Source organism: Mesorhizobium sp. M0815, from assembly GCF_040319995.1.
Classification (GTDB): Bacteria; Pseudomonadota; Alphaproteobacteria; order Rhizobiales; family Rhizobiaceae; genus Mesorhizobium.
On the sequence record NZ_JAMYOU010000009.1, the window covers coordinates 121,843 to 147,574 of the forward strand.

Consider the following 25,732-nt stretch of genomic DNA (forward strand, 5'->3'; position numbering starts at 1 on the left):
GGCGCGTAAGATCAGATGTCGTGCTTGCGAATGTTCTTCAGCATCTTTTGCAGCGTCGCGATCAGCGCCGCGTATTCGGCATCGTCGATGTCGTCGAACATCGTCTCGAAAGCGTCGTGCATGGCCGGCCAGGCGCGCGCGAATTCGGCGCGGCCATCGTCGGTCAGGAACACATGGCGGATACGGCTGTCGGTAACCCCCTGCTCGCGCCGCACAAACCCTTGTCCCTCCAGCGTGTCGAGCGTGCGGCTCAAGGTCGACTGCTCGATGACGGTATAGACCGACAGATCGTTGACGGTGACGCCATCGGTGACCGACAGGACGGCCAGCGTCCTCACCTGCGGAATGGTCAGGCCCTGCTTGCGGAAATTGTCGCGCAAGGTGGCATTGTAGCGGCCCATGATGCGGTTCATCAGATAGGGCGCGAATTGCTGCAGGCCGATCTGGCCCAAAGTCGAGATGCGCTGGCGCTTTTCAACTTTCTGTTCCATCACAGCCTCCCCGCCAGGAGAAAGCCGGAGCCGCCGCCCAGCCCGGCGCCGGGATGGGTCGAGGCGCCGATGTGGTAGAGTCCCTTGACTCCGGTGGCGTGATTGCGGCTCGTCTTGAACGGCCGCCACAGGAACGACTGGTCAATAGTCGAGGAGCCGCCATAGGGATCGCCGCCGACCAGATTGATGTTCATCGCTTCCAGGTCGGCCGGCGAATAGGCGCGACGTGCGATGACGCTGTCCTTGAATCCTTCGATATGGCTGGCGAGGATCGCTTCGGCACGGTCGGCATAGGCTTCGCGCAGCGCCTCGGTCCAGCGGCCATCCGCAGGCGTCTCGAGCTTGCCGGCCGCATCACCCTTGATATTGCGAGGCGCCTCGGGAAGTTGAAGCCACAGGATCGCCTTGCCGTCTGGACAGCGCGACGGGTCGAGCGCGTGCGGCTGGCCGACGCAAATGGTCGGCACCTCCGGCAGCATGCCGCGCACGGCCTCGTTGCAGGCCTTCGAGACGCCGTCGAGCCCCGGCGTCAGATGCAGCAGCGCGACCTTGTCCAGGCCCTCGCCGCGCCATGCCGGCGGCTTGTCCAAGGCATAGTGGATCTGGAAATTGCCCTTGCCGTAGCGGTATTTTTGCGCCGCCTCGACGTCGGCTTTCGGGGCCGCGTCACCGAGCAGCCGCTCGTAGAGCTGGGTCGGCGTGACCGAGCAGATAACGCTCTTCTTCGCCGTGACCGTCTCGCCCGAAGCCAGCCGCACACCGGTGGCGCGGCCTCCGCTCTGGACGATGGAGGCAACGTCGGCGCCGGTGCGGATTTCGCCGCCACGTTCCCTGATCAGGGCTTCGAAGGCGCACAGCAGGTTCCTGGCACCGCCCTTGACGATCGGCGCGCCGGCCGCCTCAAGCGCGAAGGCGATGACCTTGGCGATCTGTCCCGAAAACGCATCTTCGGGCCCGAGGCCGGCATGCAGCACCCAGGGCGCCCACAGCGCGCGCATGGTTTCCGACTGGTAGGTGCTTTCCAGCCAGCCGCGCGCCGGCACCAGCGCGTCGCCGACAAAGGCGGCAAGGCCACGCGGGCCGCGCCGCCATGCCTCGCCCGCCAGCAGCTTTGCCGTCGGGTAAGACCACAGGCTGCCGCCGAGCAGCCCGAACAGGAGGCCGGCATTGCGCTCGATCTCGCCGACATCGCTGCCGTGCCGGTCGCCGTCGCCCGCGGCAAGCGCATTGGCCGCCGCGACATTGGCGGCGCGATCGGAGCGCAGGATGGCATGGCTGCCATCCGGACGCAGCACGCCGGTCGGCGTGGAGGTGTTGCAGAACTCCAGCCCGTGCCGCGCCAGATCCTTGCCCAGCGCCGCATAGGCCGGCGAGGTGATGAACAGAACGAAGGTCGTCGCCATCACGTCGTGGATGAAGCCGGGCGCGGTGATTTCTTCTGTGCGCATGCAGCCGCCGATGCGGTCGTTGCGCTCGAGCACCAGCACCTTCGCCCCCTTGCCGCCAAGCATCGCGGCGCAGACCAGCGCGTTGATGCCGCTGCCGACGATGATGTGATCAGGAGCGCTCATCGATGCGTGCTCCCGGTGAGCGGAAGGTGGAATTCATTTGCGCGGGTTGGCGTTCCTTCGCGCCCCCCTCTGTCCTGCCGGACATCTCCCCCACTTGGGGGAGATCGGCTGTCACCGCGGCCTTCGCCACTCTCCAACGTCGCAGGAATGAGCGGGGCGCCGAAACTGCCAATCTCCCCCCAAGTGGGGGAGATGTCCGGCAGGACAGAGGGGGGCGCCGTAGAGCCCCAGCTTTGCAAGGCTGCCGCTCCCAATTCGTCACTACAACGCTGCCTGCGCACATGATCTTCTCCCGAAGACCGCAGCTACCCTATTGCCTTGGCACCAACGCCAACGCGCGGATCGGGCTGCCGGTGCCGTGCTCGATTTTGAGTGGTGCGGCGATCAGGATCGCGCCTTTCGGCGGCAGCCGGTCGAGGTTGCACAGGCTGGCGAGGCCGTAGCGATTGGCCTTGTGCATCAGGCTGTGCGCCGGGAATGGCGGCTCCATGCCGCCGGCCTTGCCGGCATCGGTGCCGATCGTCTCGCTGCCCCAGCCCTTGATGTCCTTGCCGATCAGATACTGGATGGCTTCCGCGGTCGGGCCGGGCGTGTGAGGACCGGTCTCATTGGCGTTGAGGAACTCGGCTTCCGAGCCGTTGCGCTTATACCAGTCGGTGCGCATCACCACCCACTCGCCCGCGTTGATAACGCCATGTTCGGCTTCCCATGCCTTGATGTGATCGACGGCGAGCAGGAAATCGTGATCGGCGGCCGCTTCCTTCGAACAGTCGATGACATTGACGGGTCCGACAAAATTCTGCGCCGGAATGGTGTCGGTGGCGCCGTCCGGATAATCCTTACCGGTGATCCAGTGATTGGGCGCATCAAAATGCGTGCCTGAATGCTCGCCGAGTTTGAGCCAGTTCCACGCCCACCAAGGTCCGTTCCTGTCATAGGCGGAGATGGCGTGGATCTCGATCTTCGGCGTGTCTACCGCCAGTTCCGGCGGCAGCTTGATCAGCGGTGTGTCCGGCCCGAGCGGCGCCGTCAGGTCGACCACCTGGATGGCGCCTGAAAGAAGCTGGCCGGCGACTTCGCCGAGGAGTTGTTGCGTATCCATGGTCTGTGTTCCCTCTTCTTGGATGGCTCTGAAGGCTCGTTGCGGCCCTTAATATCCTACTAGACGAAAACATATGCATCTGCAATTATCTTTAAGCATAAAGGAAATGGGTTGGGTGGGATGTGAGCGAGTTCGACGCCATATTTGTCGGGGCAGGCCACAACAGTCTGGCATGCGCCGCGCATCTGGCGCTCAAAGGCTGGAAAACTGCCGTTTTCGAGCGCGATGCAACGATTGGCGGCGCCGTCCAGACGCGTGAATTCACGCTGCCGGGTTTCCGGCACGATTTCGGCGCGATGAATCTGAGCCTTTTTGCCGGCTCGGCCTTTCACAAGAAATATGCAAATGAATTGAAAACCCACGGGCTGGAATTCGTGCCGGTGGCCGACTGTTTTGCCAGTGCGTTCCCCGACGGCCGCTGGTTCGGTGTCAGCAGCGATCTGGAAACGACCGCTGCACGAATGGCCGCCTTCTCCGCAATCGACGTCGCCACATGGCGCCGCTTGGTTGCGGCATTCCCGGCCGAGGCCGAGCATCTGTTCCGGCTGCTGGGCTCGCCGATGAGCGGTCGAGCGCTCGCCGGCACTGCCTGGAACCTGTGGCGCAAGAAGGGTTTTGCCGGCGCGCTCGATACCGGGCGGCTGCTGCTTTCCTCACCCCGCGCGTGGCTCGAGGAGACTTTCCAGTCGCCGCATGTCAGGGCGACGCTCGCCACCTGGGGCATGCATCTCGACTTCGCCCCCGACATCGCCGGCGGCGCGGTGTTTCCTTACCTCGAATCCATGGCCAACCAGTGCTTCGGCATGGTGCTCGGCAAGCGCGGCGCCGACACCATCATCCGCGCTTTGTCGGGCATGCTCACGGCGGCCGGCGGCAAGATCGTCACTGGGGCTGACGTCGCCGAAATCACGGTGTCCGCCGGCAAGGCGACCGGCGTGCGGCTCGCTTCCGGCGAGATCCACACCGCCACCAGGGCCGTCATCGCCAGTGTCGCGCCCAAGGCGCTGACTGGGAAGCTGTTGCCTGACGGTTCGGGCGACGCCGTTTTCGACACGGCCATGAAAAACTTTCGCCATGCGCCGGGGACGATGATGATCCATCTGGCGCTCGACGATCTGCCGGACTGGCGCGCCGGCGCCGAGCTTCGGCAGTTCGCCTATGTGCATCTGTCGCCGTCGCTTGATGCCATGTCGCAAACCTATCAGCAGGCGATGTCCGGCATGCTGCCGGATGAACCGGTGCTGGTCGTCGGTCAGCCGACCGCGGTCGATCCCTCGCGTGCGCCGGACGGCAAGCATGTGCTGTGGGTGCAGGTGCGCATGCTGCCGGCCGAGATTGTGAGCGATGCGGCGGGCACGATCGCGGCGGCTCACTGGGACGAGGCTAGGGAGCACTACGCCGAGCGCGTCCTCGACATTATCGAGCGCTATGCGCCCGGCCTTCGCCGGAAGATCCTCGGCCGCGCCGTGTTCTCGCCCATCGACCTCGAACGCGAGAACCCCAACCTTGTCGGCGGCGACCAGATCTGCGGCAGCCATCATCTGGCGCAGAATTTCCTGTTCCGGCCGGCGCGCGGCTACGCCGGCTGGAACACGCCGGTCGGCAATCTGCATCTGACCGGGGCGGCAACATGGCCGGGCGCCGGCACTGGTGCGGGCTCGGGCTTCATGCTCGCACAACAACTTGGCGGGAGGTAAAGCCGTAATTTTCAACTAGGGTGAAGGAGGACAAGGCGCGGTTGCCCAAGGAGCCTGAACCCACCGATTGACAACGACACCGCGCATAAAAGCAACAGGGGAACGACCATGACAATCAACAGACGAGAATTGCTCGGATATGGCGCTGCGGCGCTTGGCGCTACGGCGCTCGGCCTGCCGCAAATCGCCAAGGCTGCCGGCGAACTGACCATCGCCTACAATGTCAACCTGCCGTCCTGGGACCCGACCACCGGGCCTTCCGCAGTCAACCCAACGATCCAGGGCCTCTACCAGTCGGTGTTCGACCAGTTCATTCCGCAGAAGCCGGATCTGTCCTTTGCGCCGGGCCTGCTCACCGAATGGGGCTGGAACGAAGATCGCAGCAAGATCACGATGACGGTGCGCGAGGGCGTCACCTGGCATGACGGCTCGCCCTTTACGGCCGAAGACGTGGTCTGGTCGCTGCAGCGGGCGGGCGACGAGAAGACCGGCAACCCGATCCAGTTCGTCTGGAAGAACGTCAACAACTTCAAGATCGACGGCAACAAGATCACCGGCGATGTCGTCCAATTCGACCCGGTGTATTTCAAATGGATGTCGTTCCTGACCGGCTATATCATGCCGAAGGCCTACTACGAGAAGGTCGGCGCCGAGGGTTTTGAGAAAGCTCCGATCGGCACCGGGCCCTATATGGTCGACAAATTCGAGCGCAACGCCTTCCTGCGGCTCAAGGCCAACCCGAACTACTGGGGCGGCAAGCCGGCCTTCGAAAACGTGACCATCAAGTTCGTCACCGATGCGGCGAGCCGCGTCGCCGAGATCGAGTCCGGTTCTTCGCAGGTGACGCTCGAAATCCCCTATGAGGAATATGACCGCCTGATAGCCAAGGACGGGCTTGCCGGCTCGTGCAAGAACGTTTCCGACATCGGCATGATCTTCTTCAACGACATCGATGTGATGCTGGACAAGAACGTGCGCCAGGCGGCGGTGATGGCGGTCGACAAGAAGCTGCTGGTCGACCGGCTGTTGCGCGGCTACGGCCAGCCGATCGGTACGCTGGAGACGCCGGAATACGCTGCCTACGATGCGTCGATCAAGGTCGAACATAACCCGGAAAAGGCCAAGGAATTGCTGGCCGCCTCCGGCTATTCGCCGGAAAAGCCGGTCAAGTTCACGATCCAGACGACCAAGGGCTTCAAGCCCAAGGATTACGAGATGATCCAGGCGATCGTCGGCATGTGGCGCAAGGTCGGCATCGAGGCGACGATCGAGGTCTACGAAATTGCCAAGCACTACGAGCTGCGCGCCGCCGACAAGCTGGCGCCGGCGGCCTTCTACAATTGGGGCAATGCCATCGGCGATCCCACCACGTCGACCGGCTTTGCCATGTATGGCCCGAGCCCGCATTCGGTGTGGGACAGCCAGGACTTGATCGACATGATCAACCCGCTATGGGGCGAGAAGGACGAGGCCAAGCGCATCGCCGGCTGGAAGGCCGTCGACAAATACATCGCCGAGCAGGCCTATGTGCTGCCGCTGATCCAGTATGCGCAACCGATCGTGCATGCCAAGGGCGTCAATGTCGTGCAGCATGTGTCGGGCGCACTTCTGCCGGCGCTGATGAGCCCGGCCTGAGACAGTCTTCGGCTTGCCGCGCGCCGTCCGGAATGACGGCGCGCATTTTCCGCCACGGGCGACCATGCTGCTGCAAAGATTCCTGATCCGTCTTCTGACGATGGCGATCACGCTGTTCGGTGTAGCCGTCGTCGTCTTTATCGTCATCCGTGTCGCCCCCGGCGATCCGATCGCGATGATGCTGCCGCCCGGCGCCACCGATGCTGACATCGCCCGGCTGCGCGCGCTGTACGGGCTGGACAAGACGATCGTCCAGCAATTCTTCATCTGGCTGTCCGGCGTGGTCAGAGGCGATTTCGGCACGTCGATCTCACTGCGGCAGGATGTGCTGGGGCTGGTCTTCAATCGCCTCCCGGCGACGCTGGAGCTCGCCTCCGTCGCGCTTGTGATGGCGGTGGCGATCGGCGGCACGATGGCGATCCTCGGCGCGCGCGAGCGCGGCACCGCGGTCGAGGCCGGCATCGACATTGCCAGTGGTGCGGCGCTCTCAATTCCCGATTTCCTGTGGGGTCTGGTGCTGATCCTGTTGTTCGGCGTGCTGGTGCCGGTGTTCGACATTTCCGGCCGGGTGTCGCCGCAACTCGACCTGCCCTTCGCCACGCAATTCTATCTGTTCGAAAGCATCGTGCGACTGCGCTTCGACCTGACCAGGGACCTGCTGGCACACATGCTGATGCCGGCGATCGCGCTGGCGCTGCCGCTGGCCGCGATCATCTCGCAGCTGCTGAAACAGTCGCTGAACGAAGTGCTCGACCTCGACTATGTCGTGCTGGCGCGGGTAAAGGGCTTTTCGGAAACGCAGGTCATCCTGCGCGAGGCGTTGAAGAACGCGGCGCTGCCGACGCTCACTCTGGTCGGCGTGCAGTTTACCTTCCTGATCGGCGGCACGGTCATCGTCGAACGGCTGTTTTCCTATGAAGGTCTCGGCAATATGGCGATCGATGCCGTCATCAATCGCGACCTGCCGCTGATCCAGGGCATCGTGCTGGTCTTCGCGCTGTTGTTCGTGCTGATCAACCTTGCCGTCGACATGATGTACGCGTTGCTCAATCCGAGGTTGCGCCATGGATGAGGCCCGCATTTCAAGACATGGCTCGCGCGCCCGCCTGTGGCTGGCCGGCGGCTGGCTGCTGATTGCGCTGTTGGCCGCAATTTTTGCGCCGCTGGTCGCACCGCAGGACCCACTGGCGCAGGATTTGATGCTGGAGCGGCTGCCGCCGTTCTGGCTGACCGGTGCCGAGCCCGGCTACTGGCTCGGCACCGACAGCCTCGGCCGCGATCTGTTGTCACGGCTGATCTTCGGTGCGCGCATCGCCTTCATCGTCGCCTTCGCGGCAGCCTTTGCCGCCTGCCTGGTCGGCTCGACGCTCGGCCTGATCGCCGGCTATTTCGGCGGCTGGGCCGACCGCATCATCTCGCGTATCGTCGATGTCTGGATGGCGTTTCCGCCGGTGCTGTTTGCCATCCTTCTGGTCGCCGTGCTCGGCACCGGCTTGAGCTCGGTCATCATCGCCATCGCCGTCATCGACTGGACGCGCTTCTGCCGGGTGATCCGCGCCGAGACCATGGGTCAGTCGCGCATGGACTATGTCGAGAACGCCCGCATCGCCGGCTATGGCCGCATCGGCATCATGCTGCGCGAGGTGCTGCCCAATGTGGTGCCGTCGATTGTGGCGCTGCTGTCGCTGGAGATGGGCATTGCCGTCATCGTCGAGGCGATCCTGTCCTTCGTCAATCTGTCGATCTCGACAGACGACCCGACCTGGGGCGGCATCATCGCCGAGGGCCGCCTGTCGATCCATCAGGCCTGGTGGGTGCTGGTGTTCCCGCTGGTCACGCTGATCCTGACGGTGCTGTCGTTCAGCCAGTTCGGCGAGGGCCTCAGGGCGCGTTTCGATCCGGTGCTGCGATGAACGCGCCTGCGAAACCCTGCCTGGACATACGCAACCTTAGCGCGGTGCTGCCTAATGGCTTGCGCGTGCTGCGCTCGGTGTCGCTCGCCGTCGAGCCCGGAGAAGTCCGCGCGCTGGTCGGCGAGAGCGGCGCCGGCAAGACGATGATCGGCAAGGCCGTGCTCGGCGTGCTGCCACCGAGCGTGCGCATCGTCGAAGGCGATATGCTGCTCGAAGGCGAGGATCTGGGCCGGCTGGCACCCAAGGCAAGGCGCACCCTGATCGGCGCGCGCACGGCGCTGATCCCGCAAGACCCGCTGACGGCGCTCAATCCGTCACGGCGCATCGGCCCGCAAATGACCGACCGGCTCGTGCGCATCCTCGGCTGGAGCGGTGAGAAGGCCGATGCACGCATCCGCCAATTGCTGGACGAGGTGCAGATCCGCGACCCCGAGCGCGTGCTCAAATGCTATCCGCACGAGCTGTCCGGCGGCATGCGGCAGCGCGTGCTGATCGCCGCGGCGTTTGCAGCCGAACCAAGGCTGATCGTCGCCGACGAGCCGACGACCGCGCTCGACGTGACCGTGCAGAAACAGATCTTGCGGCTGATCGCGCAATTACAGCGCGAGCACGGCACGGCGATCCTGTTCGATACTCACGATCTCGGTGTGGTTGCCAAGATCAGCCAGAAAGTTTCGGTGCTCTATGCTGGCAAGGTGGTGGAAGAGGCCGATACCGCAGCGCTGTTCGCCGCACCCCAGCACCCTTATACGCTGGCGCTGATGGCGGCGACGCCGCGCTACACCGATCCGTTCGCCTCGCTGAAGCCGGTCGACGACAAGGTGCTGGCCGGGCTGGCCGCGGAGATCGCCGCCGCCGATCAGGCATGGAGGCGACCGCATGGTTGAGCCGCTGTTTTCCGTGCGCGGGTTGAAGGTTGCGTTGCCCGATATGACGCGCAAACCGCTGATCGGCCGGGCGCCGCTGGCCGAGATCCTGAAGGGCCTGGATTTCGACCTGCCAAGGGGATCGGTGACCGGCATCGTCGGCGAATCCGGCTCCGGCAAATCGACGCTCGGCCGTGCCTTGGTGCGCCTGCTGGAGCCCAGTGCCGGCAACGTCATGTTCGACGGCCGCGACATCACACATCTGCCTGAGGCCGAGCTCCGGCCGCTGCGCCGCAATCTGCAGATGATCTTCCAGGATCCGATGTCGTCGCTCAACCCGCGCCGCACCATCTTCAGCATCATTGCAGCACCCCTCAAGCAGAACGGGCTTGGCGACAATCTCAAGGCACGCGTCGCGGAGGCGCTGCAGCGCGTCGGCCTGCCGCAGAGCTTTGCCGGCCGCTACCGTCACGAAGTGTCGGGCGGCCAGCGCCAGCGCGTCGGCATTGCCCGCGCACTGGCGCTGTCGCCGAAATTCGTGCTGGCCGACGAAATCGTCTCCGGCCTCGACGTGTCGACCCAGGCGCAGATCCTGACATTGCTGGAAAAACTCGCCGCCGAAATGGGCCTGACCGTTGCCTTTATCAGCCACGATCTGTCGGTGATCCGGAGGCTCTGCCGACAAGTGATCGTCATGCGCGAAGGCGCGATCGTCGAAGCCAGCGCGACGGATACTTTGTTCGAGCACCCGCGGCAGGCCTACACGCGCGACCTCCTCGCCGCCATTCCGCTGCCCGAGATCGATGACGCCTGGCTGCTTCCCGCCCCAAAGGCGCCGGCATGAAGCACAATCCTATTCGCACGCCGAAGAGCGGGCCTCGGGCGTGCGCCCGGCAAAATGTCCCGCTATGGAGGATGACTGATATGAAGAATGCGATCCGATATGCGACGCTTGCAGCCACCGTGCTGGGAAGCATCAGCACCGCTTGCGCCAGTTCCATACCCGGCATGCGTGGCCACGACCACACCGGCGTCACTGTCCCCGACATGCAGCAGGCGGTCGATTTCTTCACCGAAGTGGTTGGCTGCAAGAAGGCGATGTCGTTCGGCCCGTTCGCCGACGACAAGGGCACATTCATGCAGGATCTGCTGGGCGTCGATCCCAAGGCGGTGATCGAGGAGATCACCCTGGTCCGCTGCGGACACGGGTCGAACATCGAGCTGTTCAAATACACCGCGCCGGACCAGAAGGACCTGACGCCTCGCAACAGCGACATAGGCGGCTTCCATATCGCCTTCTATGTCGACGACATCGCCGCCGCAAAAGCCTATCTTGACGGCAAGGGCGTCAAGACGCGAATGGGACCGCTGCCGGTTACCGAAGGCCCCGCCGCCGGCCAGGCCATCCTTTACTTCCAGGCCCCTTGGGGCTTGCAGTTGGAAGCGATCAGCTATCCCAATGGCATGGCCTATGAAAAGGATGCAGAAACGGTGCTGTGGAGCCCGAAGAACCCGGAAAAATAGCCCGGGAGTCCCTGGCCTGCCGAGCCGACTGCCGGCAAGGCGAGTTATCCGGGGCGGATTGTTTCAATCTTGAAACTTCAAGCTTGAATTAATTTTCCTCAGGCGTAAACTCGACAAACAGAAGCGAAGAGGAGATCGCACGATGAAAGTTGCGGTTCTCGGCGGCGGACCAGCCGGCCTCTACTTTGCCATCTCGATGAAGCTCCGGGATGCGGCGCATGAGGTGACGGTGTTCGAGCGCAACCGTGCCGACGATACGTTCGGCTGGGGCGTCGTGCTGTCGGCCGAAACGCTGGAGAACCTGACCAGGAACGACCCGGTCAGCGCCGTCTGGATCCGCAAGCATTTTGCCTATTGGGACGATATCGCCGTTATCCATGACGGCGTGCGCACGGTCTCGACCGGTCACGGCTTTTGCGGCATCGGCCGCAAGCGGCTGCTCACGCTGCTGCAGCGGCGGGCGCGCGAACTCGGCGTCAAGCTGGTCTTCGAGACCGACATCGCCGATCCCAAGCCATATATGGAGACGCACGATCTGGTCGTCGCCGCCGATGGGCTGAACTCGAAAGCGCGGGGCGCCTTCGTCGACGTGTTCAAGCCTGATATCGATGTCCGCAAATGCAAGTTCGTCTGGCTCGGCACCCGTCAGAAATTCGACGACGCCTTCACCTTCATCTTCGAGAAAACCGAACATGGCTGGGTCTGGGCGCATGCCTACCAGTTCGACAGCGATACCGCGACCTTCATCGTCGAATGCAGCGAGCAGACCTGGCAACGCTTCGGCTTCGGCGCGATGTCTCAGCAGGAATCGATTGCCGTCTGCGAGCGCATCTTTGCCCGCCATCTCGGCGGCCACGCGCTGATGACCAACGCCAATCATATCCGCGGCTCGGCCTGGATCAATTTCCCGCGCGTCTTGTGCGAACGCTGGTCCTACAAAAACCTGGCGCTGATGGGCGACGCGGCGGCGAGCGCGCATTTCTCGATCGGTTCCGGCACCAAGCTGGCGCTGGAAAGCGCGGTGGCGCTGGCCGACTATGTCGAGTCCGAGCCGGACCTCGAGGCCGCCTTTAGCAAATATGAGGACGCCCGCCGCACCGAAGTGCTGAAGCTGCAGTCGGCGGCACGCAATTCGCTCGAATGGTTCGAGGAGGTCGAGCGCTATCTCGGCCTCGATCCGGTGCAGTTCAATTATTCGCTGCTGACGCGTTCGCAGCGCATCAGTCACGAGAATTTGCGGCTGCGCGATGCCGAATGGCTGGCCGGCGCCGAGGAATGGTTCCAACGTCAGGCCGGTGCTGGCGGCAACAGTCTGCGTCGCGCGCCGATGTTTGCGCCGTTCCGGCTGCGCGACATGGCGCTGCAGAACCGTATCGTCGTCTCGCCGATGGCGCAGTACAAGGCGGTCGACGGCTGTCCGACCGACTGGCATTTCGCCCACTATGCCGAACGGGCCAAGGGCGGTGCCGCTCTCCTCTACATCGAGATGACCTGTGTCAGCCCGGAAGGCCGCATCACGCCAGGCTGCCCCGGTTTCTATGCGCCCGAGCATGAGGTCGCCTGGAAGCGGCTGGTCGAGTTCGTCCATGCCGAAACCGAAGCCAAAATCTGTGCGCAGATCGGCCATTCCGGCGCCAAGGGATCGACCCGGCTCGGCTGGCAGGGAACCGACGTGCCGCTGACCTCGGGCAATTGGCCCGTCATGGCGGCATCTTCCGTGCCGTGGTCGCCGCAGAACCAGGTGCCGAAGGCGATGGACCGCGCCGACATGGATACGGTGCGCGAGCAGTTCGTCGCTTCGGCCGAGATGGCGGCGCGCTGCGGCTTCGACATGCTCGAAATCCACGCCGCGCACGGCTATCTCCTGTCCTCCTTCATCACACCCTTGACCAACCGGCGCACCGACTCCTATGGCGGCTCGTTGGAAAACCGCATGCGCTATCCCTTGGAAATCTTTCATGCGGTGCGCGCCGTATGGCCGGCTGAAAAGCCGATCTCGATGCGCATCTCCGCCAATGACTGGCTCGGCATCGAGGGCGTGACGCCGGCCGATGCGGTCGAGATCGCGCGGCAGCTGCATGAAGCCGGAGTCGACATCTGCGACGTGTCGGCCGGCCAGACTTCGGCCGTGGCAAGACCGGTCTATGGCCGCATGTTCCAGACGCCATTTTCCGACCGCATCCGCAACGAAGTCGGCATGGCGACCATGGCGGTCGGCAATATCTACGAGCCGGACCATGTCAACTCGATCCTGATGGCCGGCCGCGCCGACCTCGTCGCACTGGCAAGGCCGCATCTTGCCGATCCCTATTGGACGCTGCATGCGGCGGTCACGCTTGGCGATCGCGGCGTCAAATGGCCGGATCCGTATCTGCCCGGCCGCGACCAACTCTACCGGCTGGCCGAGCGCGAAGCGGCGGCGGGGTTGAAAGTATGAGTTCCGCCGCAGCGATTTCAGGGCGACATGCGCTGGTCACCGGCGGCGGCTCCGGCGTCGGCCGGGCGATCGCGCTGGCGCTGGCCGGCGCAGGCATCGATGTGACCATCTGTGGCCGGCGCGTGGAGCCGCTTGCCGAGGTCGCCGCTCAGAACAAGCGCATCTTCGCCATTGCCGCCGACGTCACCGACGAGGCATCGATGGCGTCGCTCTACGAGGACGCGGAAGCGGCACGCGGACCGTTAGACGTCGTCGTTGCCAATGCCGGCATGTCCGGCAGCGCCTCGGCGCAGCGGACCTCGCTGGCAGACTGGCAGCGCACGCTCGACGTCAACTTGACCGGTGTGTTCCTGACGGTGAAGCCGGCGCTGGCCGGCATGGCCGCGCGCAAGACGGGCCGTATCATCTTCATCGCTTCCACCGCCGGACTGAAAGGCTATCCCTATGTTGCAGCTTATGTCGCAGCCAAGCATGGCGTCGTCGGTCTGATGCGGGCACTCGCCGTCGAGACCGCGAAGTCCGGCGTGACCGTAAATGCGGTGTGCCCGGGTTTCGTCGAAACCGAAATGCTGGAAGGCGCCGTTCGGCGCATCGTCGAAACGACCGGCCGCTCGGCCGAGCAGGCGCGGACAAGCCTTGCCGAGACCAACCCGCAAGGCCGCTTCATCCAGCCAGAGGAAATTGCAGCCGCCGTGCTCTATCTGTGTAACGACGCCGCCGGGTCGATCACCGGACAAACGATTTCGATCTCCGGAGGTGAGACATGGTAGCCGGTCCCCTGCCCGCCCCGTCCGGACCCGGCAAGGACCGCCTGCGGCTGTGGATACGCTTGCTGCGCGCCTCGCGCACCATCGAGGCCGAGCTGCGCGAACGCTTGCGGCAAGAATTCAACACAACGCTGCCACGCTTCGACGTGATGGCCGCGCTCTACAGGGCGCCCGAGGGCATGCTGATGAGCGACCTGTCGCGCTTCCTGCTAGTGTCCAACGGCAATGTCACGGGCATCATCGACCGGCTGGTCTCGGAAGGGCTGGTGATGCGAGCCCGACGCAATGGCGACCGCCGCACCTCGATGGTACGGCTGACGGAAGAGGGATCGAAGACTTTCGGCGTGATCGCCGCCGCGCATGAAAAATGGGTCGGCGAATTGCTGGGCAATGTGAGCGAGGACGAGGCGCGCCGGCTGACCGGCATGCTGACCTCCTTCCGCAGCAATTGGGAGGGACGGGAATGGCAAAGATAGCCGGCCGCAAGCCGAAGCATTTCCTCTGGCAGGTCGAAGGCAAAATCGCAAAGATCCGGCTTGACCGGCCGGAGCGCAAGAACCCGCTGACCTTCGACAGCTATGCCGAATTGCGCGACACTTTTCGCGATCTCGTCTATGCCGACGACGTCGATGCGGTGGTGTTCCTTCCCAATGGCGGCAATTTCTGCTCGGGCGGCGATGTCCACGAAATCATCGGCCCACTGGTCAAGATGGACATGAAGGCGCTGCTCGCCTTCACTCGCATGACCGGCGATTTCGTCAAGGCGATGCTGAATTGCGGCAAGCCGATTATTGCGGCGGTCGACGGCGTGGCGGTCGGCGCCGGCGCGATTATCGCCATGGCCTCCGACATCCGCATCGCCACGCCACAGGCAAAAACGGCTTTCCTGTTCAGCCGCGTCGGCCTTGCCGGCTGCGACATGGGCGCCTGCGCGATCCTGCCGCGCATCATTGGCCAGGGTCGCGCCGCCGAACTGCTCTATACCGGCCGCACGATGAGCGCCGAGGAAGGCGAGCGCTGGGGCTTCTACAATCGGCTGGTCGATGCCGCAACGCTCGAGGCCGACGCGCTCGACATGGCCGCGCGCATCGTTTCCGGCCCAACCTTCGCCCATGGCATGACCAAGACGCAGCTGAACCAGGAGTGGTCGATGGGCCTCGACCAGGCTATCGAAGCGGAAGCGCAGGCGCAGGCGATCTGCATGCAGACCCGCGATTTCGAACGGGCCTACAAGGCTTTCGTCGCCAAGGAGAAGCCGGTGTTCGAGGGGGATTGAGGATGATCGCTTCCATGGGCACGCTGGCAAGACAGCACCCCCCTCTGGCCTGCCGGCCATCTCCCCCTCAAGGGGGGAGATTGGATGTCAGGCCCGCTTTCGCCAATCTCCAACATCGCCGGGAGAGCAGTGGCAGCGAAGCCGCCAATCTCCCCCCTAGAGGGGGAGATGTCCGGCAGGACAGAGGGGGGCGCCGTGGAGCGCCAGGGCCGGAGAACTGTGGAGGCAGAAATGCCTGACCGTTCCTTCCTCACCTGGCCGTTTTTCGAGGACCATCACCGCGAGTTGGCAGAGCGGCTGGAGGCATGGTGCGCCAAGAACCTGCCGGTCGCGCATGACGATGTCGACGCAGCCTGCCGCGAGCTGGTGGCCAAGCTCGGCCGGGATGGCTGGCTGAAACCGACAGCGCTCGACACCGAAAACCCTGCAGCACTCGACGTGCGCACATTGTGCCTCACGCGCGAAACGCTGGCCCGGCATGACGGGCTGGCCGATTTCGCCTTCGCCATGCAAGGGCTCGGCACCGGCGCGCTCAGCCTGTTCGGCACGCCAGACCAGCAGCACTGGCTGGGGAAGACACGGGCCGGCAAGGCGATTTCGGCTTTCGCACTGTCGGAGGCGCGTTCGGGCTCGGACGTTGCCAATATGGAAATGACGGCCACGCGTGACGGCGATAGCTATATCCTATCCGGCGAAAAAACCTGGATCTCCAACGGCGGTATCGCTGACTTTTATGTTGTCTTTGTCCGTACTGGCGAAGCGCCCGGTGCCAAGGGGCTTTCGGCGTTCATCGTGCCGGCCGAGACAAAGGGCCTGACCATCGCCGAGCGGCTGGAGGTGATCGCGCCGCACCCGCTCGCCCGGCTGTCTTTCGACAATGCCCGCGTTCCAGCCTCGGCGCTGATCGGCAAACCCGGTGATGGTTTTCGCATTGCCATGTCGGTGCTCGACGTGTTCCGTTCGACGGTCGGGGCAGCTGCGCTCGGCTTTGCCCGGCGCGCGCTGGACGAAAGCATCAAAAGAGTGGCCGAGCGCAGGCTGTTCGGTGCAGCGATGGCCGAGCTGCAGATGGTGCAGGGCCACATCGCCGAGATGGCGCTGGATGTCGATGCCGCCGCCTTGTTGGTCTACCGCGCCGCCTGGACCAAGGACATGGGGACCGCCCGTGTCACCCGCGAAGCGGCGATGGCCAAGCTGTTCGCCACCGACAAGGCGCAGGAGGTGATCGACAGGGCTGTGCAGCTGCATGGCGGCGACGGCGTCCGCAGGGGCCATATCGTCGAAAGACTGTATCGCGAGATCCGGGCACTGCGCATCTACGAGGGAGCGTCGGACGTGCAGAAGGTGGTGATTGCACGGCAAGTGATGGGAGCGGCCTGAGACCGGAGTTTGTGTGGAAGAATTGATTGTCTTTGAGTTTTGAGCGACCGGATTTGAGCATTGGGAGGCTTTGATATGCACACCATCCTGCAGCCGGAAGGCTGGGCGAAACCCGTCGGCTACGCCAATGGCATCGCCGCGCGTGGGCAGCTTGTCTTCGTCGGCGGGCAGGTCGGCTGGAACGGGCAGGGCCGCTTCGAGACCGACGATCTTGTCGGCCAGGTGAAGCAGACGCTGGCCAATATTGTCGCCGTGCTCGCCGAGGCCGGCGCCAAGCCGCAGCATATCACCTCGATGACCTGGTACTTTACCGACAAGGCGGAATATTTGGCCAATCTCAAGGGGATCGGCGAGGTCTATCGCGAGGTGATCGGCCGGCATTTTCCGGCGATGGCCGCCATGCAGGTGATGGCGTTGGTCGAGGATCGCGCCAAGGTTGAGATCCAGGCCACGGCGGTTATTCCGGACTGATGGCAACACGCGGCAATTTTTTAAGCTTAAAACTTTCGCCTTGAAAAGCGCGGTACTTTGGATAGCATCCGATGTCTTACGACTGCCGTGCCGGGAGGGCTTTCCGGCAGTCCGGTTACTTGGCGTATCAAAACCGTGCGGGGCCAACCCGTCCGATCACAACCAGAGGGAACGAAAATGAACTTCACCCGTCGCAACCTGCTTCTTGTTGCTGCCGCCATCGGCATCGCCGGCGGCCCGGCCTATGCCGAAGGCACGCTGAATGTCGGCGCCTATCCGACCAATCCGCCTTTTGAATACAAGAACGAGAGCGGTACATTCGAGGGTTTCGAAGTCGACATCATCAACGAAGCGGCAAAGCGTATCGGCATGACCACTGACATCGCCGACCTCGGTTTCCAGGCGCTGTTCGCCGCCACCACCTCTAAGCGCATCGACGTCGCCATTTCGTCGATCACCATCACGCCGGAGCGGCTGAAGTCGCAGTCGTTCACGCAACCCTACTATGATTCCGACATGGGCATCGCCGCGAAGGCCGACAGCCCAATCAAGGCCGAGGCCGACCTCAAGGGCAAGATCGTCGGCGTGCTGTCCGGCTCGACCGGCGAAACCTGGGTCAAGGCGCACCAGGAAGCGGACGGGTTCAGTGACGTCAAGGGCTACGACACGCAGCAGAATTTGCTGCTCGATCTCAGCTCCGGCCGCGTCGATGCGGCGGTCAGCGATATTCCGGGCCTGGAATATTCTTTCACCAGGATGAAGGATCTCGCCGTAAAAGAGCGCATCAAGACCGGCGAGCAGTACGGCCTGATGATGACCAAGGACCACCCGTTGCTCGGCAAGCTGAACGACGCGCTGACCGCGATGAAGACGGATGGCACGCTGGCCGCGATCCACAAGAAGTGGTTCGGCAGCGACGCACCGGCCGATTCCTCGACCGTCAAGGAAATGCCTATGCCGAAGGCCTGAGCGGCAGTTCGCGCTTAAATGTCGTGCCGGCTTTCGATGCCGTCACGATTTCGGATTTCGGGCTCGGGCTCGAGCGTCGCGGGACGCCAAACGTTTCGGGAATGCTGCGATGTCGCTGCTGGACACCTTCTTCAACGCCGACGTCATGATCTCCAGCCTGCCGGCACTGCTGCGCGGCTTCCTGAACACGCTGCTGCTCGGAATCATGAGCATCGGCATCGGTATTCCCGTCGGCCTCGCGATCAGCCTGGTGCGGCTCTATGCGCCAAAGCCGCTTCGGCTGCTGGCTGTCGGCTACATCGACATTTTCCGGGCGATGCCGGTGCTGGTCGTGCTGATCCTGATCTACTATGCGCTGCCGTTTCTCGGCATACGCCTGTCGTCTTGGACTTCCGCGGTGATGGCGTTCGCCATCATCATGGCGGCCTATTCGGCCGAGGTGTTCCGCTCCGGCATAGAAAGCATTCCGCGCGGCCAGTTCGAGGCGGCGCAGGCGCTCGGCCTGCCGTTCTTGCTGACCTTGCGCAAGGTAGTGCTGCCGCAGGCGATCCGCGTCGTCATTCCACCGATGACCAGCAACTGCGTTTCGATGTTCAAGGACACCTCGCTCGCCTCCACCGTGGCGCTGCCCGAACTGCTGAAGGAAGCGACCAACGCGCAATCGCTCTATGCCAACCCCTCACCGCTGATTGGCGCCGCGCTGGTCTATCTCATCTTTCTCTGGCCGATGGTCCGTCTCGTCAGCCTCCTTGAACGCCGATTTCAAACCGAAAAGACCCGCTGAATCTGTCAGCGCACTTCGCAGGAGACGACCTTGAACCAGCATCAGATTTCGAAAACGGGCGATGCCGCAGCTTTCCCGGTCGAGACGATCCGCGCCATGTTTCCCGCCTTGCAGCAGGCCGGCGACTTCATCTTCATGGACAATGCCGCCGGCGCGCAGATCCCGCAAAGTGTGCTCGACGCGGTCACCAACCATTTGGTCGCGCATAATGTGCAGCGCGGCGGCCGCTACGGCCGCAGCGTCACCGTCGATCAAGCCGTCGCCGGCGCGCGCGAAAGCGTGGCCTTGCTGATCAACGCCACCAACCCGGCGGAGATCTGTTTCGGCATGAACGCCACTTCGTTCATCCGCCTGGTCAGCCTCGGCATCGGCCAGATGCTTTCTGAGCGACCAAACGGGGAGCGTGACGAGATCGTCATCACCGACATGGATCACGATGCCAATATCGCGACGTGGCTGGCGCTGGCACCCGCCGGCGCCAAGTTCAAATGGTGGCGGATGCGCGAGGACGGCAATCTGCATGTCGACGATTTGCGCCCGCTGGTCTCCGAGCGCACCCGCCTCGTGGCCTGCACGGTGACGGCGCATTCGATCGGCTCGATCGTCGACGTTGCTTCAGTGGCTGGGATCGCGCATGCGGCAGGCGCCGAAGTGTTCCTCGACTGCGTGCATTACGGCCCGCACGGGCTGATCGATGTGCAGGCATGGGACTGCGACTATCTGGTCTGCTCCGGCTACAAGAATTTCTCGCCGCATATGGGCTTCCTGTGGGGCCGCTTCGAAACGCTGAAGCGTCTGCCGACCTTCCGCGAGGACTTCATTCCCGACGAGCCGCCCTATAAGATCGAGGCCGGCACCTTCATCTACGAGAACGTCTCCGGCATGGATGCCGCGGTGCGCTATCTCGAATCGATCGGCCGCAATTTCGCTCCAGCCAATAACCGATCGCGCCGCGACAACATCGTCGCCGGTATGAATGCCATTCGCGATTACGAGCAGGTGCTGGCGCGCGAAATGCTGGCGGTGCTCAAAGATTGCGGCGCGATGATCTACGGCGTGGCCGAAGAGGCACGCCTCCGCGAGCGCGTGCCGACCTTCTGCTTCAACATCGGCACGCTGTCGCCGCAGAGGATCGTCGAGGAGATGGCCGAGATGCAGATCGGCATTCGCGACGGCCACATGTATGCGCCGCGCCTGATGAAGCGGCTCAACCTCAGCATGGACAGCGGCGCCGTCCGCGCCTCGCTGGTGCATTACAATACGATCGAGGAAGTCCGGCGCTTCGGCGAGGCGCTTCGCACCATCATTGCCCGGCTGTCCTGATCGGGCTGGCCGGCGGCGCCGGCGCGATCCTCGTGAAGGGCGAAGGCGGTCGCACCCGGGTTCTCCAAGCCGAGGCGCAACTGCATGCTTGGGATCAGGTAATCGCCGCCATTCTGCTGCCGATAAGGAATGGGCTGGATTGTCTCGAGCGTCCGCATCCTTTCGCGCAGTCGCTCCGCGACAGGCTCGAAATCGGCCTCCCCGAAACGGTCCACCCTGTAGACCACGAACGGCGGAAGCACGTCGTAGCCCGGATAGTATAGAATCCCGTGGTTGATCGGGAACAGCAGGTCGTCGATCGGGCCGTTGACGCCGCGGGCGGAATAATGCTCCTCCCAGCCGCCGGTGGTAACGATTAGCATCGCGCGCTTGCCGGCGAGCGTTCCCTCGCCAAAGCGGTCACCCCACCTCTTATCGCTGTGCTCGCCGACGCCATAGGCGAAGCCGTAGGCATACACCCGATCGACCCAGCCCTTGAGGATCGCCGGCATGGCGTACCACCACAGGGGAAACTGGAGGATCAGGGTGTCGGCCCATAGCAGCTTGTCGATCTCCGCTTTGACGTCATCGGTCAGAGTGCCGCTCGCAAAAGCTTTTTTGGAGGCGCCGGCCGGCAGGAAGCGTGCTTCGGGCGGCCACGACGGAAAGTCGGCACGGTCCACCTCGGATTTCCAGCCATCGGCATAGAGGTCAGACACCCGCACCTCGTGGCCTTGGGTCTCGAGCTCCCTGATGGCGACGTCACGCAGTGCGCCGTTGAGCGAATTCGGTTCAGGATGAGCAAAAACAAGCAGGACTTTCATGGGTCTACTCCGAAGAAGGACGATAGACACCAAAGGTAGCCAGCCGTCGGCTAATCCACTATATGTAGGAAATGTATAAGATAATGCCGAATAATGGATAAATCGGACGTCACCCTCGAGCGCATGCGCACCTTCGTTCGCGTCGCCGAGCGCGGCAGCCTCTCGGCGGTGGCGCGCGAGCTCGGAGTTGGTCAGTCGACGGTCACGCGGCATCTGCGGGAGCTCGAGGAGGCCGTCGGCGTGCCCTTGCTCAGCAGGACCACCCGGCGTGTCACGATGACCGATGAAGGCAGCCGTTACTATGCCGACAGCGTCCAGATCCTGCGCCTCGTTGAGCAGGCCGGCGATGAGGCGCGAGGCACGCGCGGCGCATCGGCTGGCACGATCCGGATATCCTGCACGGCGGCGCTCGGCGTCTTGCACGTCAGCCGGCTGATCTTCGCCTTTCAGGACCGTTATCCCGACATCGGCATCGATCTCAGCCTAACCGACGAGCGCATCGACCTTGTGCGGGAGGGCGTCGACATCGCGCTTCGCCTCGGTCCGCTCACCGACAGCTCGATGAAGCTGCGGGCGCTCGGTCAGTCCCGGCGTCTGCTGGTGGCGGCGCCGGCCTATCTGGCGGCCCGGGGCAGACCGGCTGTCCCGCAGGATCTGCCTGGCCATGAAGGCATTCGGATGTCGAACATCGCGGGAAGCGACACGCTCGCCCTGCAGGGGCCGGGCGGCGAGCGCTTTGCGGTGCCCTTTGGCGGCCGATTTCGGGTCGACCATGGGCTTGCTGCGCGCAAAGCCCTTGTCGCCGGACGCGGTATCGCACCCGCCCACCACTGGCTTGTCGACGATCTTCTGGCGGCCGGCCGGCTGGAAATTATCCTGCCGGGCTATTTTCCGCCTCCCGTCCCGCTGAGCATGCTGATCGTTCCGGAGCGTGCGGGCATTGCCCGGGTGCGGCTGCTGGTCGACTTTCTCGCCGAGCAGATCTCCGGCATTCCGGGGATCGAGAAGCGGTAGCCGGCCGGCAAACCTCGCCGGATCAGGCGGCCTTCTTTTTCGCCAATCTTGCCTTGATGCTGGCGACGTCGGCACGCGGCGTCGCCGCGAACAGCGTCCTGGTATAGCTGTGCTTGGGGTCGGCGAAGACCTCGTCGCGCGAGCCGTATTCGACCGCTTCGCCGAAATACATCACCATCACATCGTCGGCGATATAGCGCACCACCGACAGGTCGTGGCTGATGAAAACATAGGTCAGTTGAAACTCATCCTGCAGGTCGGCGAGCAGATTCAGAACCTGCGCCTGCACCGAAAGATCAAGTGCCGAGACCGGCTCGTCCAGCACCAGGAGGCTGGGGTTGAGCATCAGCGCGCGGGCAATGGCGATGCGCTGGCGCTGGCCGCCCGAAAACATATGCGGGTAGCGATTGTAGTGCTCGGGGCCGAGACCGACCTTTTTCAGCATCTTCATGGCGAGATCGCGCCGCTCGCCGGCCGTGCTGTCGGTGTTGATGAGCAGCGGTTCGCCAAGCACGTCGCCGATCTTCTGGCGTGGATTGAGCGAACCATAGGGGTTCTGGAAGACAATCTGCACCTTGCGGCGCATTTCCTTCGACAGGCCGTCCCTCGCGATGTCTACCTTCTTGCCGTCGATGAAAAGCTCGCCGGAGGTCGCCGGGTCGATCAGAGTGATGATGCGGGCGAGCGTTGACTTGCCGCAGCCGCTCTCGCCGACGATGGCCAGCGTCTTGCCCTTGTCGACGCTGAACGAAACACCCTTGACCGCGTGAACCGTACGGGAGGGGCGGAAAAGCCCGCCGCCGACATGATAGTCGCGCACGATGTTCTTGCCTTCGACTACCGTCACGCTCATGTGGCGGTTCCTCCCGCGGATCGGGCTGCGACTACAGATGGGGCCGGCTCGAACAGCATGTCGGAAACAGTAGGCAACCGGTCGCCGACGGCGTTTTCCGGCAGCGCCGACAGAAGCGCGCTCGTGTAATTGCTCTTGGGGGATTCGAACAGCGACAGCACGTCGGCCTCTTCCATCTTGCGGCCCTTGTATTGGACGATGACACGGTCGGCGGTCTCGGCAACCACCCCCATATTGTGGGTGATCATGATCAGGCCCATGCCGTATTTGGCCTGCAGGCCGACCAGCAGATCGAGGATCTGCTTCTGGATGGTGACGTCGAGGGCCGTGGTTGGCTCGTCGGCGATCAAAAGCTTGGGATTGCAGGCGATGGCGATGGCGATCATGACGCGCTGGCACTGGCCGCCCGACATCTGGTGCGGGAAGGAGCCCAGCCGTTCCTCAGGGTCGGCGATGCCGACCAACTTCATCAGTTCGATGGCGCGTGCCCGGCGCTGGGCGCGGTCCATGCCCATGTGAAAGCGCAGCACCTCCTCAATCTGGAAGCCGACGGTAAAGCACGGGTTGAGGCTGGCGACCGGCTCCTGGAAGATCATCGAGATGTCCTTGCCGACAATCTTGCGCCGCTCGGACGGGCCGAGCTTAAGCAGGTCGATGCCGTCGAAGGCCATGCGGTCCGCCCTCACCGTCGCCGTGTTGGGCAAAAGCCCCATCACCGCCAGCATTGCCACTGATTTTCCGGAACCGGATTCGCCGACGATCGCCAACACCTCGCGCGGTTCGACCGACAGGTCGATGCCTTGTACCGCCATGAATGGTCCAGCGGCGGTGTCGAAGGAAACGGTCAGGTTCTTCATCTCGAGAAGAGGCATTGGATTATGACCTCTTCAGCTTGGGATCGAAGGCATCGCGCAGGCCGTCGCCGATCAGATTGATGGCAAGCACAGTGATCAGAATGGCAAGGCCGGGGAAGGTCACTACCCAAGGCGCGCGCAGGATGAACTCGCGCGCCGAGGCGAGCATCGTGCCCCATTCCGGCGTCGGCGGCTGCGCACCGACACCGAGGAAGCCGAGCGCCGCAGCCTCGAGAATGGCGTTGGAGAAGGACAGGGTGGCCTGCACGATCAGCGGTGCCAGGCAGTTCGGCAAGATCGTCCTCACCATCAAGCGAAGATGACCGGCACCAGCCACCTTGGCGGAGATGACATATTCGCGGTTCTTTTCGGCCATCACGGCGGCGCGGGTGAGACGCGCAAAATGCGGCTGCAGCACCAGCGCGATCGCCAGCATGGCGTTGAACAGCCCGGGGCCGAGGATCGCCACCAGCACCAGCGCCAGAAGCAGCGACGGGAAGGCCAGGATAATATCCATGATGCGCATGATCAGCGTGTCGACCCAGCCGCGGAAATAGCCGGCGAGCACGCCAAGCACGATGCCGCTGGTGAGCGAGAAGACGACCACCACCAGGCCGATGAACAGCGAGAAACGCGCCCCGAAAATCAACCGCGAAAGCATGTCGCGGCCGACCGCATCGGTGCCGAGCAGGAACATCGATTTGCCGCCTTGCTGCCAGGCAGGGGGCGCCAGCAGCGCATCGCGAAACTGCTCGTCGGGCGAATGCGGCGCGACGAACGGCGCAAAGACCGCCACCAGCACCAACGCCGAAAACACGACAAGGCCGATGACCGCGCCGGTGTTCATCGAGAAGTAGTGCCAGAACTCGGCGAAGGCGCGTTGCCTGCCGCCTGTCGGGATGGAGGCAGCGGTGGCTTCGGCGGCGGATTCGTCGGTCATCTCACTGCACCCGGATGCGCGGATTGATGACGGCGTAGAGCACGTCGACGATCAGGTTCACCGCCATGACGATCAGCGCGATGATCAGCAATCCGCTCTGAACGACGACATAGTCGCGCTTGCCGATGGCGTCGATCATCCATTTGCCGATGCCGGGCCAGGAAAAAATGGTTTCGGTAAGAATGGCGCCCGCCATCAACGTGCCGACCTGCAGTCCGATGGTGGTGACCACCGGAATCAGCGCGTTGCGAAAAGCGTGCAGCCCGATGACACGGCGCGGCGCCAGGCCCTTGGCGCGCGCGGTGCGGACATAGTCCTCGCCCAGCACCTCGAGCATCGCCGAGCGAGTCTGGCGCGCTATGACGGCAAGCGGGATCGTCGCCAGCACGATGGACGGCAGGATCAAATGGCTGACGGCGGATTTGAAAGCGCCGCTCCTGCCGGAGATCAGGCTGTCGATGAGCATGAACCCGGTCGTCGGCCTGAAGAAATACTGCAGGCCGATGCGGCCGGAAACCGGCGTCCAGCCGAGATAACCGGAGAAGAAGATGATGAGCAGCAACCCCCACCAGAAGATCGGCATCGAATAGCCGGTCAGCGCGACACCCATCGTCGCCTGGTCGAACCACGAGCCGCGCTTGACCGCCGCGAAGATACCGGCAGGAATGCCGAGCAGGACGGCGATGATCAACGCCACCGTCGCCAGTTCCAGCGTGGCTGGAAACAGCGCCTGGAATTCGCCGAGCACTGGCCGCTTGGTGGCAATCGATATGCCGAAATCGCCGGTCAGGACCCTGCCGATATATTCCAGGTACTGGATGACATAAGGCCGATTGTAGCCAAACTGCTCGATGAGTTGGGCGTAGCGTTCGGGGCTGACGCCGCGCTCGCCGGCCAGGGCCAGAATGGGATCGCCGGGCAGAAGCCGGACGAAAGCGAACGCCGCCAGCGATATGCCGAACACGGTCGGGATGATCAAAGCGAGCTTGTGGAGGAGATAACGGAGCATCTTGCTTCATAGAACGGCGGCGCAGGAAGTCCAGCGCCGCCGTTCAATTTCTC

At 63.6% G+C, this 25,732-nt stretch carries 25 protein-coding genes; 17 read left to right on the plus strand and 8 right to left on the minus strand.

Translation table 11 applies throughout. The features are described from left to right. Positions 1-11: 11 nt before the first annotated feature. The 3 genes from NKI01_RS12995 to NKI01_RS13005 all read right to left on the minus strand — a co-directional run bounded on the left by NKI01_RS12995 (position 12) and on the right by NKI01_RS13005 (position 3,164). Positions 12-491 (minus strand): MarR family winged helix-turn-helix transcriptional regulator, encoded by a 480-nt coding sequence (locus NKI01_RS12995; RefSeq protein ID WP_352493744.1) that lies wholly within the window; start codon positions 489-491, stop codon positions 12-14. Then, positions 491-2,062 carry a phytoene desaturase family protein gene (locus tag NKI01_RS13000; RefSeq protein WP_352963377.1) on the minus strand — a complete coding sequence of 524 codons (1,572 nt, stop codon included), beginning with the start codon at positions 2,060-2,062 and terminating at the stop codon, positions 491-493. The genes NKI01_RS12995 and NKI01_RS13000 overlap by 1 nt, the downstream gene beginning before the upstream one ends. A gap of 310 nt (positions 2,063-2,372) precedes the next feature. After that, positions 2,373-3,164, minus strand: a complete 792-nt coding sequence (locus NKI01_RS13005; RefSeq protein ID WP_352483278.1) for a cyclase family protein — start codon at positions 3,162-3,164, stop codon at positions 2,373-2,375. A 122-nt stretch (positions 3,165-3,286) separates the two neighbouring features. Between NKI01_RS13005 and NKI01_RS13010 the strand changes: the two genes are divergently transcribed. The 16 genes from NKI01_RS13010 to NKI01_RS13085 all read left to right on the plus strand — a co-directional run bounded on the left by NKI01_RS13010 (position 3,287) and on the right by NKI01_RS13085 (position 20,206). Continuing rightward, positions 3,287-4,861 (plus strand): phytoene desaturase family protein, encoded by a 1,575-nt coding sequence (locus NKI01_RS13010; protein ID WP_352483279.1) that lies wholly within the window; start codon positions 3,287-3,289, stop codon positions 4,859-4,861. Between the two features lie 108 nt (positions 4,862-4,969). Then, positions 4,970-6,496 carry an ABC transporter substrate-binding protein gene (locus tag NKI01_RS13015; RefSeq protein ID WP_352917994.1) on the plus strand — a complete coding sequence of 509 codons (1,527 nt, stop codon included), beginning with the start codon at positions 4,970-4,972 and terminating at the stop codon, positions 6,494-6,496. Positions 6,497-6,560: 64 nt separating this feature from the next. Further along, on the plus strand, positions 6,561-7,568 hold the full coding sequence (locus NKI01_RS13020; protein WP_352963380.1) for an ABC transporter permease: 1,008 nt from the start codon (positions 6,561-6,563) through the stop codon (positions 7,566-7,568). After that, on the plus strand, positions 7,561-8,409 hold the full coding sequence (locus NKI01_RS13025; RefSeq protein ID WP_352963382.1) for an ABC transporter permease: 849 nt from the start codon (positions 7,561-7,563) through the stop codon (positions 8,407-8,409). The genes NKI01_RS13020 and NKI01_RS13025 overlap by 8 nt, the downstream gene beginning before the upstream one ends. Beyond that, complete coding sequence (locus NKI01_RS13030; protein WP_352963384.1) at positions 8,406-9,296, plus strand: ABC transporter ATP-binding protein; 891 nt, start codon at positions 8,406-8,408, stop codon at positions 9,294-9,296. The genes NKI01_RS13025 and NKI01_RS13030 overlap by 4 nt, the downstream gene beginning before the upstream one ends. Further along, the gene (locus tag NKI01_RS13035) at positions 9,289-10,119 is read left to right on the plus strand and encodes an ATP-binding cassette domain-containing protein (RefSeq protein WP_023717868.1); all 831 of its coding nucleotides are present in this window, start codon (positions 9,289-9,291) and stop codon (positions 10,117-10,119) included. The genes NKI01_RS13030 and NKI01_RS13035 overlap by 8 nt, the downstream gene beginning before the upstream one ends. A gap of 80 nt (positions 10,120-10,199) precedes the next feature. Further along, on the plus strand, positions 10,200-10,799 hold the full coding sequence (locus NKI01_RS13040) for a VOC family protein (protein ID WP_352716786.1): 600 nt from the start codon (positions 10,200-10,202) through the stop codon (positions 10,797-10,799). 142 nt (positions 10,800-10,941) lie between these two features. Next, positions 10,942-13,236: a bifunctional salicylyl-CoA 5-hydroxylase/oxidoreductase gene (locus NKI01_RS13045; protein ID WP_352963387.1), complete on the plus strand. Its 2,295-nt coding sequence runs from the start codon at positions 10,942-10,944 to the stop codon at positions 13,234-13,236. Further along, positions 13,233-14,006 (plus strand): SDR family NAD(P)-dependent oxidoreductase, encoded by a 774-nt coding sequence (locus NKI01_RS13050; RefSeq protein ID WP_352963389.1) that lies wholly within the window; start codon positions 13,233-13,235, stop codon positions 14,004-14,006. The genes NKI01_RS13045 and NKI01_RS13050 overlap by 4 nt, the downstream gene beginning before the upstream one ends. Next, positions 14,000-14,479, plus strand: a complete 480-nt coding sequence (locus NKI01_RS13055) for a MarR family winged helix-turn-helix transcriptional regulator (protein WP_023717870.1) — start codon at positions 14,000-14,002, stop codon at positions 14,477-14,479. Before NKI01_RS13050 ends, NKI01_RS13055 begins: the two co-directional genes overlap by 7 nt. After that, entirely contained in the window at positions 14,467-15,279 is an 813-nt protein-coding gene (locus NKI01_RS13060; RefSeq protein WP_023717871.1) for an enoyl-CoA hydratase family protein, read from the plus strand. Before NKI01_RS13055 ends, NKI01_RS13060 begins: the two co-directional genes overlap by 13 nt. A 231-nt stretch (positions 15,280-15,510) precedes the next feature. Beyond that, positions 15,511-16,659, plus strand: coding sequence for an acyl-CoA dehydrogenase family protein (locus NKI01_RS13065; RefSeq protein ID WP_352483285.1), 1,149 nt, complete (start codon positions 15,511-15,513; stop codon positions 16,657-16,659). Positions 16,660-16,734: 75 nt separating this feature from the next. After that, complete coding sequence (locus NKI01_RS13070) at positions 16,735-17,130, plus strand: RidA family protein (RefSeq protein ID WP_352963392.1); 396 nt, start codon at positions 16,735-16,737, stop codon at positions 17,128-17,130. Positions 17,131-17,307: 177 nt separating this feature from the next. Further along, positions 17,308-18,099, plus strand: a complete 792-nt coding sequence (locus NKI01_RS13075) for an ABC transporter substrate-binding protein (protein ID WP_023717874.1) — start codon at positions 17,308-17,310, stop codon at positions 18,097-18,099. A gap of 109 nt (positions 18,100-18,208) precedes the next feature. Beyond that, positions 18,209-18,883: an amino acid ABC transporter permease gene (locus tag NKI01_RS13080; RefSeq protein WP_023717875.1), complete on the plus strand. Its 675-nt coding sequence runs from the start codon at positions 18,209-18,211 to the stop codon at positions 18,881-18,883. Positions 18,884-18,913: 30 nt separating this feature from the next. Then, the gene (locus NKI01_RS13085; RefSeq protein WP_352548809.1) at positions 18,914-20,206 is read left to right on the plus strand and encodes a cysteine desulfurase-like protein; all 1,293 of its coding nucleotides are present in this window, start codon (positions 18,914-18,916) and stop codon (positions 20,204-20,206) included. On the opposite strand, the gene NKI01_RS13090 is transcribed toward NKI01_RS13085, so the two are convergent. After that, positions 20,137-21,009 (minus strand): NAD(P)H-dependent oxidoreductase, encoded by an 873-nt coding sequence (locus tag NKI01_RS13090; RefSeq protein WP_352483288.1) that lies wholly within the window; start codon positions 21,007-21,009, stop codon positions 20,137-20,139. The two genes, NKI01_RS13085 and NKI01_RS13090, sit on opposite strands and share 70 nt — an antisense overlap. 93 nt (positions 21,010-21,102) lie before the next feature. Here NKI01_RS13090 and NKI01_RS13095 point away from each other — a divergent pair, with 93 nt between their 5' ends. Beyond that, positions 21,103-22,023 (plus strand): LysR family transcriptional regulator, encoded by a 921-nt coding sequence (locus NKI01_RS13095; RefSeq protein WP_023717878.1) that lies wholly within the window; start codon positions 21,103-21,105, stop codon positions 22,021-22,023. Positions 22,024-22,045: 22 nt separating this feature from the next. Here NKI01_RS13095 and NKI01_RS13100 read toward each other — a convergent pair whose 3' ends face one another. From NKI01_RS13100 to NKI01_RS13115, 4 genes are read right to left on the minus strand one after another with little or no spacing between them, the layout of a single operon-like run. Then, entirely contained in the window at positions 22,046-22,876 is an 831-nt protein-coding gene (locus NKI01_RS13100) for a dipeptide ABC transporter ATP-binding protein (RefSeq protein ID WP_352483289.1), read from the minus strand. Further along, a complete protein-coding gene (locus tag NKI01_RS13105) occupies positions 22,873-23,748 on the minus strand; it encodes an ABC transporter ATP-binding protein (RefSeq protein ID WP_352963394.1) in 876 nt (291 codons plus the stop codon). Before NKI01_RS13105 ends, NKI01_RS13100 begins: the two co-directional genes overlap by 4 nt. Before the next feature lie 4 nt (positions 23,749-23,752). Then, the gene (locus NKI01_RS13110; protein WP_023717881.1) at positions 23,753-24,670 is read right to left on the minus strand and encodes an ABC transporter permease subunit; all 918 of its coding nucleotides are present in this window, start codon (positions 24,668-24,670) and stop codon (positions 23,753-23,755) included. Position 24,671: 1 nt separating this feature from the next. Beyond that, positions 24,672-25,679, minus strand: a complete 1,008-nt coding sequence (locus tag NKI01_RS13115; protein WP_023676822.1) for an ABC transporter permease subunit — start codon at positions 25,677-25,679, stop codon at positions 24,672-24,674. Positions 25,680-25,732 lie beyond the last annotated feature (53 nt).